General features: G+C 41.2%; 16 protein-coding genes. 12 read left to right on the forward strand and 4 right to left on the reverse strand.

Translation table 11 applies throughout. From position 1 onward, the window contains the following. Positions 1-38: 38 nt before the first annotated feature. A complete protein-coding gene (locus FED51_RS04700) occupies positions 39-671 on the forward strand; it encodes a histidine phosphatase family protein (protein ID WP_041820325.1) in 633 nt (210 codons plus the stop codon). 96 nt (positions 672-767) lie between these two features. Here FED51_RS04700 and FED51_RS04705 read toward each other — a convergent pair whose 3' ends face one another. Together FED51_RS04705 and FED51_RS04710 are read right to left on the reverse strand one after the other, a co-directional pair. Further along, a complete protein-coding gene (locus FED51_RS04705) occupies positions 768-1565 on the reverse strand; it encodes a cytochrome c oxidase assembly protein (RefSeq protein WP_010897065.1) in 798 nt (265 codons plus the stop codon). After that, positions 1555-2028: a DUF2243 domain-containing protein gene (locus FED51_RS04710; RefSeq protein ID WP_053432575.1), complete on the reverse strand. Its 474-nt coding sequence runs from the start codon at positions 2026-2028 to the stop codon at positions 1555-1557. Before FED51_RS04710 ends, FED51_RS04705 begins: the two co-directional genes overlap by 11 nt. A gap of 163 nt (positions 2029-2191) precedes the next feature. Between FED51_RS04710 and FED51_RS04715 the strand changes: the two genes are divergently transcribed. Both FED51_RS04715 and pdaA read left to right on the forward strand, forming a co-directional pair. Continuing rightward, positions 2192-3730 (forward strand): fumarate hydratase, encoded by a 1539-nt coding sequence (locus tag FED51_RS04715; RefSeq protein WP_010897067.1) that lies wholly within the window; start codon positions 2192-2194, stop codon positions 3728-3730. A 110-nt stretch (positions 3731-3840) separates the two neighbouring features. Continuing rightward, positions 3841-4635 carry a delta-lactam-biosynthetic de-N-acetylase gene (gene pdaA / locus FED51_RS04720; protein WP_010897068.1) on the forward strand — a complete coding sequence of 265 codons (795 nt, stop codon included), beginning with the start codon at positions 3841-3843 and terminating at the stop codon, positions 4633-4635. 45 nt (positions 4636-4680) lie between these two features. Here pdaA and FED51_RS04725 read toward each other — a convergent pair whose 3' ends face one another. Beyond that, positions 4681-5043 carry a GAF domain-containing protein gene (locus FED51_RS04725; protein ID WP_010897069.1) on the reverse strand — a complete coding sequence of 121 codons (363 nt, stop codon included), beginning with the start codon at positions 5041-5043 and terminating at the stop codon, positions 4681-4683. 136 nt (positions 5044-5179) lie between these two features. Between FED51_RS04725 and rlmD the strand changes: the two genes are divergently transcribed. The 9 genes from rlmD to FED51_RS04770 all read left to right on the forward strand — a co-directional run bounded on the left by rlmD (position 5180) and on the right by FED51_RS04770 (position 14821). Next, entirely contained in the window at positions 5180-6571 is a 1392-nt protein-coding gene (gene rlmD / locus FED51_RS04730) for a 23S rRNA (uracil(1939)-C(5))-methyltransferase RlmD (protein WP_010897070.1), read from the forward strand. Positions 6572-6921: 350 nt separating this feature from the next. After that, complete coding sequence (locus tag FED51_RS04735; RefSeq protein WP_053432576.1) at positions 6922-7326, forward strand: ASCH domain-containing protein; 405 nt, start codon at positions 6922-6924, stop codon at positions 7324-7326. A gap of 326 nt (positions 7327-7652) precedes the next feature. Beyond that, a complete protein-coding gene (locus FED51_RS04740) occupies positions 7653-8285 on the forward strand; it encodes a glycoside hydrolase family 11 protein (RefSeq protein WP_010897072.1) in 633 nt (210 codons plus the stop codon). Between the two features lie 264 nt (positions 8286-8549). Continuing rightward, positions 8550-9410, forward strand: a complete 861-nt coding sequence (locus tag FED51_RS04745; RefSeq protein ID WP_053432577.1) for a formylglycine-generating enzyme family protein — start codon at positions 8550-8552, stop codon at positions 9408-9410. A gap of 222 nt (positions 9411-9632) precedes the next feature. After that, positions 9633-10622: a LacI family DNA-binding transcriptional regulator gene (locus FED51_RS04750; protein ID WP_053432578.1), complete on the forward strand. Its 990-nt coding sequence runs from the start codon at positions 9633-9635 to the stop codon at positions 10620-10622. Between the two features lie 285 nt (positions 10623-10907). Beyond that, on the forward strand, positions 10908-11858 hold the full coding sequence (locus FED51_RS04755) for a carbohydrate ABC transporter permease (protein WP_053432579.1): 951 nt from the start codon (positions 10908-10910) through the stop codon (positions 11856-11858). Further along, positions 11858-12697, forward strand: a complete 840-nt coding sequence (locus FED51_RS04760; RefSeq protein WP_010897076.1) for a carbohydrate ABC transporter permease — start codon at positions 11858-11860, stop codon at positions 12695-12697. Before FED51_RS04755 ends, FED51_RS04760 begins: the two co-directional genes overlap by 1 nt. A gap of 50 nt (positions 12698-12747) precedes the next feature. Then, the gene (locus FED51_RS04765; protein ID WP_053432580.1) at positions 12748-13368 is read left to right on the forward strand and encodes a YesL family protein; all 621 of its coding nucleotides are present in this window, start codon (positions 12748-12750) and stop codon (positions 13366-13368) included. 115 nt (positions 13369-13483) lie between these two features. After that, positions 13484-14821, forward strand: a complete 1338-nt coding sequence (locus tag FED51_RS04770; protein WP_053432581.1) for an ABC transporter substrate-binding protein — start codon at positions 13484-13486, stop codon at positions 14819-14821. 203 nt (positions 14822-15024) lie between these two features. Here the strand turns inward: FED51_RS04770 and katG are convergent, their stop codons facing one another. Then, entirely contained in the window at positions 15025-17232 is a 2208-nt protein-coding gene (gene katG, locus FED51_RS04775) for a catalase/peroxidase HPI (RefSeq protein WP_053432582.1), read from the reverse strand. Between the last annotated feature and the right edge of the window lie 317 nt (positions 17233-17549).

Below are 17549 nucleotides of genomic sequence, written 5' to 3' on the forward strand. Positions count from 1 at the left end.
TAGCCTTTTGCTCAGAACAGGCGAGAATAGGTGAGAACATGAACTTATACTTAATTAGACATGGAGAATCCATGGGGAATAAGCTAGGCAAAATTCAAGGAACAGAAGACTTTCCTCTTTCTCCATTAGGCGAAAAACAGGCAGCAGAACTCGGGTCCTATTTCAAAGCAATCCCCCTTGACTACATTTACAGCAGTGACTTAACGCGGGCTCATGAGACAGCGAAAGCCATCGGGCAAGTGAAAGGTTTACCTGTAGAGGCTACAGCCCTTGCACGGGAAGTCCATCTCGGACCGTTCCAAGGGAAAACTCGCGCCGAAATTTACGAACACTATCCAGAGACGAAAAAAACTACGATCCTAACCTCTGGAATCGAAGGCACAGAAACGGTAGAAGAGCTAACGAAACGATGCAATCATTTCCGCTCGGAGCTGTTAATGAAACACCGAGGTGAAAATGTGGCGATCGTATCTCACGGTGGATTTATTAGTATTTTTCTTATGTATCTAGTCGTTGGCGAACAATGGTACAATTTCCATCGGCCGTTTCGGATTGACAATACGAACATTACCCGAGTCGAGTGGACAGAGGATGACCGCTTCTTCATCCACTACATCGGACGCAATAATCATTTAGAGACATTATCCAATAAGTCAAACACTCTTCTATAACAAGCCGATCCCCTTGACGAAAATCGGAAAGGGGATTTTCAGAGTAAGAAAAACGATTGCCTCCTCTATTATGGCCTAGCGATAAACCGAGCTTTTCTAAAGACTTTCATGGGCAAATGGTGTGCGAGGGCGAACGGCCTTATACCATTGCATAAAAAAGACGAAGATCAAGACAATATCCACTGCATCTCCACCATAATACATAAGCACTCCGCCCATTTCTGCTTGGTTCAGTGGAACAGAGGCTGGAGGCGAGAAGTAGATATACTTAGAAAGAATTCCGTGGGCTGCCAACGCAAGGACAAGGACAATCCCGCGATAGGTAAAACTCGTACGGTGCGGCATTGGATCAATTGAAATCATCGAAGCTGTAAAAAGATAGCCTGCCAAAAAGACATGAAGGTGGATCACAATATGAAGTAAGGGATGCCCATGCATCGCATTATACAATGGGGTTGTATAGAGAATCCACAGTCCTCCGATGTTGAGGATGGACGCAACGATCGGATCACTAATCACTTGAATGTAGCGGCTTTTTAAAAGTTTGGCCAACTTACGGGCATGCTGTACAGGAAGGGCACGAAACGCGACCGTGAAAGGGGCTGCTAGCACCATTAATAAGGGAGCCAGCATCCCGAGAAGCAAATGACCGACCATATGTAGCGTGAAGTCTGTATGGGAGCGAGTAGCAATCGGGCCACAGACGGCTAGTAGGGCACAGACGGAACCCAAGATCCAAAGATTTGTCCGGTATAAAGGCCACGAGGAATAGGAACGGTTGGAATGAACGATACTCAACAGGTACAGTACAAGACCGATGACAAAGGGGATCGCCAGAACGATTTGCTCTTCAAGCCCTAACGTATGAACGTGGGTCGAATGATTACCGTTCATAACTGACCTCCTTTTCTTGGGGGGATTTTCGTTTGGCACGGAAAAGTACCACAAGCCCGATAATGACCATTGCTATTGCAAGTACGTTCCAAACGAAGTCATACACAATGACATTTTCCACGTAACGAATTTGGTGAATGCGCATAAGTTTATGTTGGATCGTTCCATCATACAGTTGAAAGAGTCCAGCCCCAAGCCATAACCCGCCCCACCAATAGCTACGCTGAAAGGTTTTTTTTCGTTTTAAGTCAGCAAACATAAACAACCCCCCAATGGTGGCAAACCAACTGAAGGCATGGAAGAGGCCGTCCGAGATTAAGCCTATTTCGGTTGTGGACCTGTCGTAAAAGTGATGCCAATGAAGCAATTGGTGAAATAACGCCTCATCAAAAAAAGCCACAAGCCCAAGGCCGAACAAAATACCAGACCATAGGCTACGCTTTGAATCAAATGGAGAAGTCATAGCAACCTCCTTCGTTTTTTTACCGTTAGTTTTCCATTTTTTAACGAGATTATGTAGATTAAAGGAAGACGAAAAACGCTTACAGTTCCATCTTTCGTAATCGTTTGACTAGGCGTATAATAGAGTCTGTATGGACTACCCGCAGCGGAAAGGGAGATGAAAGATGGAGAAACTGCAGGAAAGCATGTATCAACTCATCGTCGAAACGTCAACCAATTTACCGAATGATGTGCGCCGTGCGATTGCAGAAGCAAAGGCAAAAGAGAACGCTGGAACACGGGCAGCACTTTCTTTATCGACCATAACAGAAAACATTAAAATGGCCGATGAAAATATCTCTCCAATCTGTCAAGATACTGGAATGCCAACATTTGAAATAAAGGTTCCCGTTGGCGTCAACCAAATTGAGATGAAGAAGGCGATCTATGCAGCCATTGAACAGGCAACAAAAGATGGAAAGCTTCGTCCCAATTCTGTTGATTCGCTAACAGGGAAAAATAGTGGCAACAACCTTGGAGAAGGAACGCCGGTCATCCATTTTGAACAATGGGAAGAGGATTACATTGATGCCCGCTTGATCCTAAAGGGAGGCGGCTGTGAAAACAAAAACATTCAATATAGCTTACCTGCTGAACTAGAAGGTTTAGGCCGTGCTGGACGTGACCTTGACGGAATCCGTAAATGCATTATGCACTCGGTATACCAAGCTCAAGGACAAGGCTGTAGCGCTGGTTTTATCGGTGTTGGTATTGGCGGAGACCGGACAACGAGCTATAGCCTTGCGAAGGAGCAGCTGTTCCGCAAAGTCGATGATGTGAATCCGAATGACGACTTGCGAAAGCTCGAAGAATACGTATTAGAGAATGCAAATAAACTTGGGATCGGTACGATGGGCTTTGGTGGAGAAGCAACCCTTTTAGGCTGTAAGGTCGGGGCGATGAACCGTCTCCCAGCAAGCTTTTTTGTCTCTGTTGCGTACAACTGCTGGGCGTTTCGTCGTCTCGGCGTCGAGCTAGACGCGGAAACCGGTGAGATTAAAAAATGGCTCTACAAAGATGGTGAACGAGTCGACTTAAATGAAGTGGCAAGCCAAGTCGCTGCAACCGCTGAGACAACGGAAGTACGTGAGGTTGTGCTTGAAGCGCCAGTAACAGAAGAGCAAATTCGGGAATTAAAGGTCGGGGATGTCGTTATTATTAATGGCATGCTTCACACCGGTCGAGATGCGATCCACCATCACTTAATGGATCATGATGCACCGATCGACTTGGACGGACAAATCATTTACCACTGCGGACCGGTCATGCTCCAAGATGACGCAGGGGAATGGCATGTAAAGGCAGCAGGTCCAACGACAAGTATTCGTGAAGAGCCGTACCAAGGAGACATTATGAAAAAATTCGGCATTCGTGCAGTCATTGGAAAAGGTGGCATGGGACCAAAAACATTGAAAGCCTTACAGGAGCATGGCGGTGTGTATTTGAATGCGATTGGCGGCGCTGCTCAATATTATGCGGACTGTATTAAGAAAGTGAAGGGTGTCGACTTAATGGAATTTGGAATTCCTGAAGCGATGTGGCATTTAGAAGTGGAAGGGTTCGCAGCGATTGTGACGATGGATTCTCATGGAAATAGTCTTCACGAAGATGTCGATAAATCATCACTTGAAAAGCTCGAACAATTTGCAGAAAAGGTCTTTTAATCGATAACTGCGGTGCCTGTATGGTGCTGCAGTTTTTGCTTAAAAAAGGAAGGCATAATCGTCAATCTGTGCTCTCACACTAACGACAAATCGGAAAGGGAGTACAGCGTATGACGAAACGAATCATTTTAGCGCTCATCTTTTGCATCGTTTGTTTTTTTATTGTGTGGCAGCCGTCTGTTGAGGCCTATAGTAACAAAACGTACAACTGGAGCTTTAAGCCGTCACGGAACAACGAACCTGCAACAACGGAGTCCCATTACATCGAATTGCTCGACAAATATGGTGGCTTTTTTATCGGTGACACTTCAAGGAAAGAGCTGTATCTTACATTCGATAATGGCTATGAAAACGGCTATACGGCAGTGATTCTTGATGTGCTAAAAGACAAGCAAGTGCCTGCCACTTTCTTTGTGACGGGGCATTACTTAGAAACCGAGCAGGAATTGATCAGGCGAATGGTAGGAGAAGGTCATATTGTCGGCAATCACTCGTGGCATCATCCAAGTTTGCCGAATGTGAGCGATGAGCGATTAGAGCGAGAATTGGAGAAGGTAAAGGGAAAGTTCACTGAAATTACGGGCATTCAAGAGATGCACTATTTGCGACCACCTAGGGGCGAATTTAGTGAACGAAGCTTAGCTTTATCTGAAAAGCTCGGATATACGAATGTCTTTTGGTCGATGGCTTATAAAGATTGGGAAGTGGACAAACAAAAAGGGGCTCAATATGCTTACGATCAAATTATGAAACGAATTCATCCGGGTGCCGTCATGCTTCTTCATTCCGTTTCAAAGGATAATGCCGAAGCGCTCGAACGTGTCATTGATGATGCACGAGCCGAAGGATATGAATTTAAGAGCCTTGACGATTACATGCTGGATAAGCAGCTTAAGCCACTATAAGCGAAAAAGAGCTGGACGGATTCCAGCTCTTTTACATTTTTCAAATTAGTTAGCGTAGCTTTCTTGGCCGATGGCTGTTGCAATAGTCTCGAGCGTACTCACATCTGTCACATCAAAGGCAATCGGTTGAAGTGTACGAACAATTAGCATACCGACCTCTTTGTCCTCATTATTTTTGATCGGAAACTTTAATTCACCGTTGCAATCCCAGCGCAAATCCTCTTCAAAATTAGAGGCAGCCACAAGCTTATAGTCAAGCTGATCATACATATAGATACCGGCCCAATCTATGTAAGGGACATGCTCGACAAGGCTTTCGACCGTTTTCTTAAAAATCGATTGCAAGCCTTTCTTCTGGTACACTTGGGCCATAATTTGCAATGACACGACGTCGGTAGGAATCGACATTCTCACACTTCCTCTCATCTCTCTATTACTATTATTATTCTAGCAAAAAAGATTGGCTCGCCCGTCTAGTAAGTTTAGGAAGTTTGCAGGGCATGCTATAATGGAAGCGTAGCGAAAAAGAGAGGTATGAAGGAAAATGACGAAACAAGCGACAAATGCTGTATTAAAAAAAGGACAGCGGTTCCCTTTGACCATTAAGCGACTGGGGATAAATGGAGAAGGTGTTGGCTATTTCAAGCGTCATGTGGTGTTTGTTCCAGGAGCGCTTCCAGGAGAAGAAGTGGTTGTAGAGGTGACCGATGTGAAACCTCGTTTCGCCGAGGCGTCTATTCGGAAAATTCGCAAGTCGTCTCCCGACCGAATCAGCCCGCCTTGTCCTGTCTATGACCAGTGTGGAGGCTGTCAATTACAGCATTTATCATATGAAGCAACATTAAAGGAAAAGCGAGAGATCGTAAAGCAAGCCTTTGAACGGCATACTACGTTACGAGCAGATACATTAACGATTTTGCCAACGATTGGCATGGAGGATCCTTGGGCGTATCGCAACAAAAGTCAATTACAGCTTAAGACGGAAAAGGGTCAAGTGAAAGCAGGCTTGTATGTGATGAATACACACAAGCTTGTGGATCTGTCTAGTTGCCTCGTGCAGCATGATGCAACGAATGAAGCGTCTGAAGTGGTAAAACAAATCGTGCAAGACTTACAGATCCCCACGTATAACGAACGGAAGCGAACAGGGATTTTACGCTCAGTCGTCAGTCGGGTCGGATTTGAGACAGGGGAATTGCAAGTAATTCTTGTGACAACAAAAAAGGATTTCCCCAAGAAGGATTTGCTTGTTGAAGAAATTAAAAGTCGACTTCCTCACGTGAAATCGTTACAGCAGAACATCAATCCGAAAAAAACATCCTTGATTATGGGCGACGAAACGATTTCCTTGTTCGGTGAAGAAACGATTGAGGAAACGCTCGGTGACATTTCCTTTTCTTTATCGGCACGGGCCTTTTTTCAACTAAATCCGAAGCAAACGGTTAAGCTCTACAACGAAGTGAAGCGAGCCGCCGCGCTAACAGGAAAGGAAAAAGTAATTGATGCCTATTGTGGAGTCGGTACGATCGGCTTATGGTTAGCTGATCAAGCAAGAGAAGTTCGCGGCATGGACGTCATTGCTGAAGCCATTGAAGATGCTAAAGAAAATGCAAAAAGGCAAGGGATAACAAACGTTCAATACGAGGTTGGAAAAGCCGAGAAAATCATCCCCTCTTGGGTCCGGTCCAGTTGGATTCCTGATGTCATCGTTGTCGACCCACCACGAACAGGCTGTGACGATCAATTACTGAAAACGATCAAGCAAACAAAACCGAAACGGATCGTCTATGTATCCTGTAACCCGTCCACCTTAGCGAAGGACGTCGAACAGTTGCAGCGATCAGGCTACAAAGTGAAAAACATTCAACCCGTGGATATGTTCCCATGGACGGCGCAGGTGGAGAGTTGTACACTCCTTGTTTATGAAGGGAAATAAATAAATTAACAATTAACTTGATCAGAAGGTATCCTTTTTGTGTATACGTATAACTAGACGGACGTTGTCAAGTTGATGGTCAAAATCACGAGACGCCTGCGGGAAAAGCAAGAGCTGAAGATCCATCGGGGCGTTTTCCCCCGATTAGCTGAAACCTTGCCCGCGGCAAGCGAGTGGTTTTTGAAACAATCAATCCCATATAAAAATAAGAGTGGCACTCATCGTCGGTGAGTGTATTCTTGTTTAAAGGAAGTTAAGATTTACATTATCCCCTAGCAGAATGAGTTGAGAAGTGGACAGGATTACGGTAATAAATTATTCATTATTTAAATAGAGAATGGAGAGCTATAATGGCTGATGGTAAAGAACATAAATACAGAATGGTTTTTGGTTGGGAAGATGATAACGGAATTGGTGAAATGTTAATCCAGCAAATTATAAATGGAGAAAAGACAGCGACATGTGCTCCGAAAGAAGAGTATTCAGAGCAAGAATTGCAAGAAACTTACGAACCAGTTGGTGAAAACGTTACGGTGTTTGATAAAAATGGCAATGCCAGATGTACGGTTAGGCTACTAGAGGTATTTGAAACGACGTTCGGCAATCAAGATTTAAGGCTGGTACGAGGTGAAGGGAATGGCGACAATGTTAGTAAGTTTCAAGAAGACCACAGGATAGCTTGGAAAGATATTGGTCTTGACTTAAGAGATGATACCGTTTTAATTGTTGAACTATTTGAATTGGTAGACGGTTGATATTTGTACTTTGCATAAGGGATTTGTGAGTAAAAAATTTCAATCTAACCTTAAATGAAGAGGTCTCTGAATGAGACCTCTTCATTTATTCCTATTACCTAATCTATTTTTAATATAATAAATAAAAACAAAATCAAAATGTGGTAAAAATCTTAATATTTATAAAATTTGCAATGTTTGTGCTTTCATACTATAATCTCCAAATGAAGGAGGTGATTGTATGAAGTTCCCATAATGTGATAAAAGGCAAATCGTGGACTGAATCAAGAAATCGACAACAAACGTGTAAATAAGTAGTACGATAAAAATTTTGAGGAGGACGTATCATGTTTAAGTTCGTTACGAAAGTTTTGACGGTAGTAATTGCAGCTACAATTAGTTTTTGTTTGAGTGCAGTACCGGCAAGTGCTAATACCTATTGGCAATATTGGACCGATGGTGGTGGAACAGTAAATGCTACAAATGGACCTGGTGGAAATTACAGTGTGACATGGAGAGATACAGGGAACTTTGTTGTCGGTAAAGGTTGGGAAATCGGTTCACCAAATCGAACGATCCATTACAATGCTGGTGTTTGGGAACCGTCTGGAAATGGATATTTGACTCTCTATGGGTGGACAAGGAATCAGCTCATAGAATATTATGTCGTTGATAATTGGGGAACTTACAGACCTACTGGAACCCATCGAGGCACCGTTGTCAGTGATGGAGGAACATATGACATCTATACGACTATGCGATACAATGCACCTTCCATTGATGGCACACAAACGTTCCAACAGTTCTGGAGTGTGAGGCAATCGAAGAGACCGACTGGAAATAACGTTAGCATTACGTTTAGCAACCACGTGAATGCGTGGAGAAATGCAGGAATGAATCTGGGAAGTAGTTGGTCTTACCAGGTATTAGCAACAGAAGGCTATCAAAGTAGCGGGAGATCGAATGTAACGGTTTGGTAGAACGAGAAAGATGAAATTAACTTTCTGAATATTTAAAAACAAATCTATTGTTGTGACGAACTTAAGATTTACTCATTAAGAAGAATGAAGCGGAGCGGTCAGGGGCTCGAGCAAGGACAACCTTTTATCCGAAAAATGGCTATCGTCCTATTGGACAAGCCCATGGCCGCACCTTCCCTTTTTATTACGGAGGACCCAAACATAAGCGAGTGATAGGGCGTTGGCATCTATCACTCATCCTATTCGTCTAAAGGAGATCTACCGATGAGAAAACGATTTATTTTTCTTGTAATTGTGATGATTGTTGCTACAGCTTGTTCGCAAGTAAAGACTGTAAACAGCGAAAACCCTGTTTCGAATGATCACTTAGTATTAGTAGAGGGCGGGACCTTTACAAGTACGAAGACCAATGATTACGAAGAAACGATAACAATAGACGATTTTTATATCGGGAAATATGAGGTCACTCAAAAAGAGTGGATGGATGTAATGGGAAGCAACCCTTCACATTTCAAAGGGGACGACTTGCCTGTTGAAATGGTCAGCTGGTATGACGCTATTGAGTACTGTAATAAAAGAAGTATAAAAGAAGGGTTAGAACCGTATTACAACATAAACAAAAACGAACTCGATCCAAATAATAAGAGTGAGTACGACCATATAAAATGGACAGTAACGATCAATGAAGGGGCTAATGGATACCGATTGCCGACAGAAGTAGAGTGGGAATATGCTGCAAGTGGTGGGCAATTGAGTGAAAGTTACACATATAGCGGAAGTCATAATGTTGATGAAGTGGCATGGTATTGGAGAAATGCCGGAGATCAATACTTATCAGGCGATTGGAGCTGGCCTACTATCGAAAACAACAACAATCAAACCAATTCTGTCGGTTTAAAGGAACCTAATGAATTAGGACTTTTCGATATGTCCGGTAATGTCAGAGAGTGGTGCTGGGATTGGTACGGGGAATTGGGCGGAGATAATGAAAGCGGTTCCCTGCGGGTTGTAAAGGGAGGTGGCTGGCTCGGCGATGTCAGTAGCAACGAGATCTCCTTTCGCGGCAAATTCGAGGCGAGTGGAATTGGCCCAGATCAAGGCTTTCGCGTAGCCAGAAACAAGTAATCAAAACAGATGAGTGGTTTCATTCATGTGGACCGAAACCGTAGAAGTTGTTCTCGTTAACAATTCCCTTCCTGACTCTGGTTTCGTAAAAACAATCATTGCGAAATCGGGGTCTTTTGTGTATTTTATATCATAAATAGACAGCTACTTTTTAACACTTGTGTAATATGAGTCAAATCTATGGGAATAATTTTTCAGGTGGCTAACTAGAGGTGAGAGACAGTGAAGGTAACGATTAAAGATATTGCTACTATTTGTGGAGTATCAGCTGGAACAGTGGATCGAGCACTAAATAATCGAACGGGTATTAGTGAGAAAACGAGGGAAAAAATTTTAAAAACAGCAAAAGAGTTAAACTACAGACCCGATTACACAGCAAGAAGTCTTGTAATGGGAAAAACAATGACGATTGGGGTCGTCTTGTTTGATTTATATAACCGTTCCTTTGCCCAATTATTAAATGCGATTGAACTAAAAGCTAGAGAATTAGGCTATTTTATTTATATTACCCTTTCAGATAAAAACCCGGAAAATGAACTTAATTGTATTGAGCATTTAGTGAATCGAAAAGTAGATGGTATTATCTTGTTCACAGTGAATAAGGGAGAGCAATTTGAAGCGAATTTAAGTAAATGGGGTATTCCTATTATTACAATTTTCAATTATGTATCGGAAAAATGGGAGTATATAGGGATTCAAGAGCGACAAGCTATGAAAGAGGCGGTAGACTATATTGCAAGTAAAAGGTATAAAAAGTTTATTTATATTAGTCCACCTTTAACCTATTTAGGAAAAAACAATATATACACACAAGAAGAGAGACTGAACGGTTTTTATGATGGTCTAAAAAGTAATGGAATTACCTCTAAACCACTTATTATTAAAAATAGTGAGTATATTAAGGAGTTAGACAACATAACTTTTAGCCAAGACGGAAAAGTAGCTATTGTCTGTTCCACGGATCTCTATGCATTAGAAGTAATGAATTACCTAAAGGAGAAAGGTTTTAATATTCCTGAACAGGTAGGAGTGATGGGCTTTGATGATATTGATATGTTAAAATATATAACTCCGCGCTTGACGACTGTAAAGTACCCAATTGATGAAATTGGAAGAAGAGCGATAGAAAGCATGGTTAATAAAATTAATCATGGACATTTCATTTCGACTCCTTTACTAAATTATCAAATTATAAAAGGTGAGTCTATTTAACTGATGTCAGAAAATTTGTAAATTTGGTTGACGATTGTTAGGAAGGGTGTTACTGTATAATTAAATTGACTTAATTATTACTTTTTCTACCATTCGTTGAAAGGGAAGTTTAAAAAATAGCTGGTAGAATTGATTTTTTTGTTTTTCGTGTACGTACACGAAAAACATTGATTAGGCAATTCATCAAGGGTCTTATTTGTATTGTAAACGCTTTCTTGTTGTGTTTTGTTTTCACGAAAACGTGTACGTACACGATACTTAGACTTGAAAAAAGGAGGGGGTTCTATGTTAAAAACGGGAAAAGGTACAGAGCAAGAAGTAGTTCAGGTACATACTAGGAAATCTAGCCGTTTATTTACCTTCTTTAACTCTCAAAAGGTAGTTCCGTATGTATTGATTTCACCGTTCATTCTTTCATTCATAGTGTTGTCGTTTTACCCAACCGTTCAAGCAATTGTGATGAGCTTCCAACGAGTGTTACCGAGTGAAGTGACTTATGTTGGATTATGGAATTATTCGAGAATATTAAATCCGACGTTTTTCACTGCATTGCAAAATACGACGACCTATATGATTTTAACCGTTGTGATTTTAGTCTCCATCCCAATGTTATTTGCCGTTTTATTAAATTCAAAAGTTGTAAAATTTAGAATTCTTTTTAGGACCGCCTTATTTTTACCTGCATTAACGTCAGTAATTGTTGCAGGAATGGTTTTTCGTTTAATGTTCTCTGAAAGCGATACGGCTGTAGCGAATCAAATCCTGAATTGGATCGGACTTGAGTCCGTTGAATGGAGATATAATGCCTGGTCCGGAATGTTCTTGATGGTTGTTCTTGCATCATGGCGTTGGATGGGGATTAACATATTGTACTTCTTAGCTGCCTTGCAAAATGTACCGAAAGAATTATATGAGGCCGCGGATATTGATGGGGCCAATGTTGTACAAAAATTTTTCTATGTTACGCTACCTTTTTTAAAGCCTGTAACGATTTTTGTTACTACTATTTCAGTTATCGGTGGCTTTAGAATGTTTGAAGAAAGTTTTGTATTCTGGGAAGCCGGATCACCAGGGAATATTGGTTTAACGATAGTTGGTTACTTATATCAAGAAGGTATACAACAAAATGATATGGGATTTGGGGCAGCTATTGGTGTTGTATTAATGTTAATTATTTTTGTCATCAGTATAACTCAACTTTATCTAACGGGTGCATTTAAAAAGGGGGATCAGTAATGAAGCGAAAGACTAGTCCGATATTGTCATGGCTACTCACCATTGGATTTGCCTTTATAGCATTTATTGCTGTTTTCCCACTTTTGAATTTAATACTTGCCTCATTTCGACCGTCGACCGAATTAATGAGAAATGGGATAACGTTAATCTTTGATCCTAGTACATTAACATTGGATAACTTTATTTATATCTTTACAGAGGCTGGTTTGTATTGGACATGGTTTGGAAATAGTGTGTGGATTTCAATCGTGATTGTTGTCTTATCCCTACTATTTTCCTCAATGGTAGGGTATGCCTTGGCAGTATATGATTTTAAAGGTAGAAACTTTTTCTTTCTACTCGTTTTAATCATATTGATGATTCCGTTTGAAATATTAATGTTACCCCTTTTCCAGTTAATGATTAAACTTCAATTAGTCAATACGTACACTGCTGTGATCTTACCTGCGATAGTGGCACCCATTGCTGTCTTTTTCTTTAGACAATATGCTTTAGGGCTTCCTAAAGAACTGATGGATGCTGCGAGAATTGATGGATGTACAGAATACGGTATATTTTTTAAGATCATGCTTCCCCTGATGGGACCTTCATTAGCAGCAATGGCTATTTTACAAGGGTTAAACAGTTGGAATAACTTCCTTTGGCCGTTAGTCGTGTTACGGTCAAATGACATGTTTACACTACCTATTGGTTTAGCAACATTGTTAACCCCTTATGGAAACAACTATGATATTTTACTTGCTGGTTCTGTTATGACTATTGTTCCGATTGTTATTTTGTTTATTTTCTTTCAGCGATATTTCATAGCGGGTTTAACGGTTGGTGGAGTAAAGGGATGATTTTCTAATGGCTTCCAATGACGATTGTAAGGATGAGGGGTGAATCGCTCATGAACGGATCTCAAATTGTACTATCATTGGATCGGGTCCTTCGTTGGATCGTGCAAATCGCTGCCATCAACCTACTGTGGTTTTATTACACGTTGATCGGTTTATGTATAGGAGGTGTATTTCCAGCGACATTAGCAGCATTGGGAGTATCTAGAAAATGGATAATGGGAAACACGGATATAAATATTCGAAAAACCTTTAAGCAAATTTATAGAGAAGAGTTCTTACGCTCCAATTTGATGGGATGGTTTCTAACGATCATTGGTGGGATCCTTTATCTAAATTACCTTGCAATCAGAAACGCAAGTGAAGAGCTACTATTTGTGATCCCGTTTGCTTTCTACTTTATTTTATTCTTTTACATCATCGTTGTTCTTTGGGTTTTTCCTCTATTAGCCCATTATCAAACCACGTGGTTTGCATACATTCGCCATGCGATCATTATTGGATTGACAAACATGCACTATACTTTAGCAAGTGGTTTGGTTGTCTTTTCTGTAGTTTATTTCTCATTGGATTTTCCAGGATTGATTCCGTTTTTTTCGGTTAGTTTAGCGACAATAGGCTGTATGTGGTTCTCGATGCAAACCTTTAGACAATTAGATGAGAGAACGAATTAAAAATGTAAACGTTAACAAAAATTATAAAATCGTAAGGTACTAGAAGGAGGTGATCTCCTGATAGATCTTCCGCTGTCACCAACTTTATAAGATATTAAAAATAGGGAGGATTTCAATGGGAAAGAACATATTGTTTTTTTCGTTTGTTGGGGTTATGGTGCTTGTATTAGTAGCTTGTGGTGGTAGTTCATCTTCTTCAAGTGATGCAGATGAAACATCGGTCATTGGTGACGACATTGAAGGAGCAACAGAACTAATATTCTGGACATTTGCAGGCCAACATGTTGATTTATTTGAGGATGCGGTGGTCTCTTGGAATGAAGAGTTTCCGGATCGACCAATAAAGCTTGTTGCAGAAACGTACCCATTTGATCAAATGCATAACAATTTATTGCTTGCGTTACAATCAGGTTCAGGAGCACCAGATTTAGCGGATATTGAAGTGTCAAGATTCCCGAATTTTTTACAAGGTGTGCCGCAACTGCTACCAATGAATGATCATGTAGAACCCGTCATTGATAAATTCGTTGAAGCTCGATTTAACCTCTACGCCAAGGACGGTGAATATTACGGAATCCCTACACATGTTGGTGCATCTGTCATGTACTATAATAAAGAAATTATGGATGAGGCCGGAGTAGATATTGAATCAATTGAAACCTGGGATGACTATGTTGAAGCTGGTAAGCAAGTTGTAGAACGTACGGGGAAGGTCATGACAACTGTTCCTACCGATGATTACTTGCCGATGTTTCAAATGGTCAGCCAACGTGGATCCGATTTCTTTGATGAAAATGGAAACTTAACGTTGGATACTCAAGAGAATATTGAAGTGTTACAATTCCTATATGATTTAATCTATGTTCATGAAATAGCTGAATTGACACCAGGGGGGCAGCCACATGCGGAGGAATATTACCAATACATGAATGTTGGAAATGTAGCTTCCATGGCAATGCCAATATGGTATATGGGACGCTTCCTTGATAACATGCCTGACCTAGCAGGAAAAATGTTGATTCAGCCACTCCCTGCATGGGAAGAAGGTGGGTTCCGTTCAGCAGGAATGGGAGGTACAGGGACAGTTGTTACAAATCAGACAGACCATGAGGAACTTGCTAAAGATTTCTTAGCCTATGCAAAAATCTCAGAAAAAGCAAACGAAAAGCTTTGGACTATTCTTGGGTTCGATCCTCCCCGTTGGGATGTCTGGGATAATCCTGTATTCCAAGAAGACAATGATTTTTATCAATTCTTTGGTGAGAATATTTTTGAAGTATTACTCGATGTTCGTGATGAAATTAATTCTATAAATATCTCACAATACACCCCTAGTGTGGCGAATGAGTTTAGTACCAATATTTTTAATGATGTGTTGAGACAGCACACACACACTCCAGAAGAAGCTTTGAAAAAAGCACAAGAAACAATTGAAGCCAACATGCAGCAGTAATACTAAATGTGGGATGCAGTCATACTAGCAAAACTTAATCGTTAAGATAGGAAAGCTTTTTACTCTAGAATCCTTCGACTTTATAGAATAAAGACAGTCATTTCCGTGTGCGTACTCGGGGAGTGATTCTAAAGATGTAGGCAGATGCATTATGGATAAAAAAGAAACCACGTCGCTGAGCTGACAGTGGTTTCTTTTGGTCTTTATTTACTTGTTAATTGAGCTTTTTTGTTTAGTTTAAGATCGAAGCGATCAGCATTCATGACCTTAACCCAAGCTGCGATAAAGTCTTCGACAAACTTTCCTTTGTTATCGTCTTGAGCGTAAACTTCGGCAATCGCACGTAGAATAGAGTTTGAGCCGAATACGAGATCCACTCTTGTTGCAGTGCGTACGACTTCTCCTGTCTTACGGTCTCGACCTTCATATAGGTTGTAATCTACAGGTTTCCACTCAATTCCCATATCAAGTAAGTTTACAAAGAAATCGTTTGTGAGTGTACCGACACGATCAGTAAATACACCATGCTGTGTGCCGCCATAGTTAGCCCCTAAAGCGCGCATTCCGCCAATAAGTACAGTCATTTCTGGTGCAGTTAGATCGAGCAATTGAGCTTTGTCAATTAAGAGTTCTTCAGGGCTTACACTGTATTCTTTCTTCTGGTAGTTACGGAAACCATCAGAGACAGGCTCTAATACGGCAAATCCTTCTACATCTGTTTGCTCTTGTGTTGCATCGCCGCGTCCAGGAGCAAAAGGAACAGTTACATCAAAGCCAGCCTCTTTTGCCGCTTTCTCTACTGCAGCACTACCACCTAGTACAATCAAATCAGCGATGCTGACTTTTTTGTCTAGTTGATTTTGAATGTTTTCTAGTACTGAAAGGACTTTTTCAAGCTGCTCTGGCTGATTCACTTCCCAATCTTTTTGTGGAGCAAGACGGATACGGGCACCATTAGCTCCACCACGCTTATCTGAATTACGGAACGTACTAGCTGAAGCCCAAGCCGTTGTGACTAATTCGCTAACAGTAAGTCCAGAATCTAAAATTTTTGTTTTAAGCTCTTCTACTTCTGCATCAGTTAATTCATAATCAACGGTTGGTACAGGATCTTGCCAGATAAAGTCCTCTTCAGGAACTTCCGGACCAAGGTATCTTACTTTTGGCCCCATATCGCGGTGTAATAATTTGAACCATGCACGAGCAAAGGCATCTGCAAACTCATCTGGATTCTTATGAAAACGACGAGAAATTTTTTCGTATTCTGGATCGTAACGCAAGGCAAGGTCCGTAGTTAGCATGACCGTTGGGACTTTAACTGATGGGTCCTCTGCATCTGGTGCTAAATCCTTTTCATCAGGATCAACAGCTTGCCATTGATATGCACCTGCTGGACTTTTAGTAAGCCACCATTCATATCCAAACAATAGATCAAAGAAACCATTATCCCACTGTGTCGGATTCGCAGTCCAAGCGCCTTCAAGGCCACTAGTGATCGTGTCGCGACCTTTGCCAGAGCCGTATGTGTTTTGCCAGCCTAAGCCTTGCGCTTCAATCGGAGCTGCTTCTGGCTCTGGACCAACATGATCTGGATTTCCTGCACCGTGAGCCTTACCAAATGTATGTCCACCAGCGATAAGGGCAACCGTTTCTTCATCGTTCATTCCCATTCGGCCAAATGTCTCGCGAATGTCATGAGCGGCTTTTAGAGGATCTGGTTTACCGTCTGGACCTTCAGGGTTAACGTAAATAAGCCCCATCTCAGCAGCTGCAAGTGGATTCTCAAGCTCACGATCACCTGAGTAACGTTTATCCCCTGTTAACCACTCTTTTTCGCTCCCCCAGTAAATGTCCTCTTCAGGGTGCCAAATATCTTCGCGTCCAGCTCCGAAGCCAATTACCGGTCCACCCATATCTTCAATGGCTACATTACCCGCTAATACAAGTAAGTCAGCCCAAGAAATCTTGTTACCGTATTTTTGTTTTATTGGCCATAGTAATCGGCGAGCTTTATCAAGGTTGCCGTTGTCAGGCCAGCTATTAAGAGGGGCAAAGCGTTGGTTACCAGTTCCGCCACCACCTCGACCATCACCTATACGGTAAGTACCTGCAGCGTGCCAAGACATACGGATAAAGAATGGACCATAATGACCAAAGTCAGCAGGCCACCAATCTTGACTGTCTCTCATTAGGTCGCGCACGTCTTGTTTAAGAGCATCATAATCTAGCTTCGAAAATTCTTCAGCATAATCAAATTCTTCTCCCATTGGGTTTGATTTTTTGTCATGCTGACGAAGAATATTTAAGTTTAACGCGTTTGGCCACCAGTCGTTATTTGTAGTACCACTTGATTTAGGACTAGTAGTGGCGCCGTGATGGAATGGGCATTTTCCTGTGTTATTTGTGTCCATTTGTTTTCCCCTCTCTTTTTAAATGAAGTATTAAATAATTATTACTCTAGTTGTCGAAATTCCACGAACTAGATAATAATAATTATTGTTATGTAATCATTATAATAAACTATTTCTTAAAAAGAAAGAAATATAATAATAAATTTTAAAAGTTTTTTTGAACTGAGAGAGTCTATATAAAAATAGGCTTTTACTAGAGAAGATAGATAGCCCTTCCTTCTCAATACTATGCAAGTCATTTACAATTAATAATTGAAAATGAGAATGAATAGCGCTCATAATAAAGGGTAAAGCACCGACTGTCTCTTTTTAAGCAC

The sequence above is a fragment of the Halalkalibacterium halodurans genome, assembly GCF_005671335.1.
Classification (GTDB): Bacteria; Bacillota; Bacilli; order Bacillales; family Bacillaceae_D; genus Halalkalibacterium; species Halalkalibacterium halodurans.